Annotated in this window: 2 protein-coding genes and 1 tRNA gene; 1 reads left to right on the top strand and 2 read right to left on the bottom strand. The window is 57.4% G+C overall.

Annotated elements, in window-relative coordinates:
• A partial coding sequence (locus WA354_RS19940; protein WP_472814771.1) for a glycosyltransferase family 4 protein occupies positions 1-1406 on the bottom strand: 1406 nt, incomplete at its 3' end.
• Positions 1407-1726: 320 nt separating this feature from the next.
• Positions 1727-1819, bottom strand: a tRNA-Ser gene (locus WA354_RS19935).
• A 629-nt stretch (positions 1820-2448) separates the two neighbouring features.
• On the opposite strand from WA354_RS19935, the gene WA354_RS19930 reads away from it, so the two are divergent.
• Positions 2449-2564: sugar phosphate nucleotidyltransferase (locus WA354_RS19930; protein ID WP_472814772.1), on the top strand; the 116-nt coding region annotated here is incomplete at its 3' end.

The raw sequence follows: 2564 nt of genomic DNA, 5'->3' as shown, positions 1-2564 counted from the left end.
GTATACCCCTCGCTGTAGTTGGGGACGCCGAAGGTCGCGTGCTGCAGCATGCCGGTATCGTCAGTCAGGAGATGCATGTGGTCCAGGTTCAGATCGGGCAGCCTGTCGAGGCACCTCGTGGGCACCGCATCCACGAACGTCACCCGTGGGTTGCTCATGCGGTCGTTGCGAGCGCGTGCGAAGCTTGCCATGTAGTCCTGAGCGACCTTTGTCCAGATCATGTCCCGCGCGAACAAGTAGGCCCGTTTCCGCATCGCGTGGCGTATGGCAGGGGTGTCGAGCAACTCGACTGTCTTTCGAGCGATCGCATCCGGTTGGTCGAAGGGTACCAATGCGCCGCGTTGGTCATCCAGCAGTTCGATCGCATGCCAGTAGGGGGTCGAGATGATCGCCTTGCCTGCTCCCAGCGCATAGGCGAGCGTTCCCGAGACTACCTGAGTCTCACTGCGGTAGGGCGTGATGTAGATGTCCGCTGCGCCAATAAACTCGAGCATCTCCGCCGGGCTCACGAAGCGATCATGGAAGATTACCTTCGACTCCACTCCCATTTCCTTCGCCAGCGCCTGCAAGCGCGACCGATAGAGGTCCCCCTCGCGGCGCAGAATGTGAGGGTGAGTCGCGCCCGCGACGATGTAGACGACATTCTCATGTCTGGCCAGGATGTGCGGCAAAGCCTGAATTACGTTTTCGATTCCCTTGTTCGGCGAGAGTAGGCCGAAGGTCAGGAGCACTGCTTTTCCTTCCACCCCGAAACGGTCTTTGTAGAAATTTGGATCCAGGAATGGCAGATCGGGCACGCCGTGAGGCACCATGTCGATCTTGCTGCCAGGCACTTTAAATATCTCTTGCAGAAACTGCGAAGAGAGCTCGCTCATGACAATCAGTCGATCCGATAGTTCGGCGATCTCTTCCATCACCCGGCGCTGGTCAGGATTCGGTTCCCGAAGTACCGTGTGCAGAGTAGTAATGACCGGCATCTTGAGCTTCCGCAGAAGCCTGAGAATGTGGCTGCCCGCAGGACCGCCAAAAATTCCATACTCATGCTGCAAACACACCAGGTCGAAATTCGTGAAATTCAGAAAATCGGCCGCTTGTTCGTAGGATGACAAGTCATCTTGTGTGAGCGCGAGCCTCACCCGCTCCGGATAGTCGTAGCCCGATTCCGTGTCGTTCACCGGAACGGCAAACAATTGCGCCGCCCCACACGCACCGGAAATGGCATCGCACAGGTCGGTGGTGAAAGTAGCAATCCCGCATTGCCGTGGAAGGTAGTTTCCAATCACAGCGATGCGGCTCGGAAGTCCGGCGCTGGATTGCGGTCCGGGGACCGTGACGGGCATCGGTTGGTGAGCCACGGGCCGGTTATGAACAAGTGCGAGCGTTCCGGTCGGGACTGCTGCTTCCATAACAGACATCGATATTCCGCCGTGGCTTCGGAGTTGGGGTTGAGGTGAACTCAGGAAACGCGCTCTGCTGCTTTGCGCGTTAGAAATATTTTCTGTGCTATCCGAACTCTAGTATTGAGGTATTCAGAAACTAAGAATGGTCAATTTTGACCAGTTGGACGATCCACAACTGTTAGATCAAGACGGAATCGCCGGATGCGATCGCAGCAATGAGCCAGTCTTCTGAGACCTTAGTGTGCTCCGGTTGTGCTCCACTTGAAGTCGGTAAGACTAGTCGTTCCCTGCAGTAGTAGCAGCTAAGCGCCTACCTACGAGTGATCTGGCGGAGAGGGGGGGATTCGAACCCCCGGTACAGCTTTTGACCGTACAACGGTTTAGCAAACCGCCGCCTTCAGCCACTCGGCCACCTCTCCGGCGTTCGGGCTTTCAGTTTACCACGGTCTCTATCAGTGCGGTTACCGCTTCAATCGTGTTCAGGAATCTCGCGCGCGGGGTTTCACGCCCTGATGGATCACGGTCGGGCGCTGCGCCTAGTGTTGCATTTTGCATCGGTTGTACATACGCAGAGATACGCATTTATTCCCAAAATGGGAAACCGTCGCCAGGTGGGTTTGCAGGCCCGCTGACGGGCTTTCGGTTGCGGGTGAGGCTTTGGGTCGTCCTGGGCATTAGTCCGCGTCAGAAGGCGGTTCCCGGCTTGGGAAAGAGCATTCCAGATGCGATCCTGAGCGGCTTTTTGCAGGTTCAGATGGCTGCAACCAACTTTCAACAACTTACGGGTTACGGTTCAGAATGAGACCCTGCAGTCAGGCAAGGGGACCACCGGGCGCGCGGCAAGGCCGCATCCACCACGGAGGCGCAGAGTCACGGAGGAAGATCGGCAATCAGCCGCGTAGCGGTCGGCTGTGGCCCGCCCACGTTTTTTCTCCGGCTGTGCTAGTATCTACTGTTTTTCGGTGCAGGCTTTCGGTGCGGCGATCAGCCACTTTTTCCCCATCCGACGGCTTCCTGAATCCAGCAATCGCATCCAAGCGAGAGCGACATGAAAGACACTTTGGGAGTGTTGTTGGCTGGAGGAGCCGGAGAACGGCTTTACCCGCTGACCCGTGACCGCGCCAAGCCGGCCGTAACCTTCGGCGGCATCTACCGCATCATCGA

Source organism: Occallatibacter sp., assembly GCF_049802275.1.
In the GTDB taxonomy this organism is placed as follows: Bacteria; Acidobacteriota; Terriglobia; order Terriglobales; family Acidobacteriaceae; genus Telmatobacter.
The sequence above is the reverse complement of the archived record's forward strand: the minus strand, read 5'-3'. Positions and strand labels throughout refer to the sequence as shown.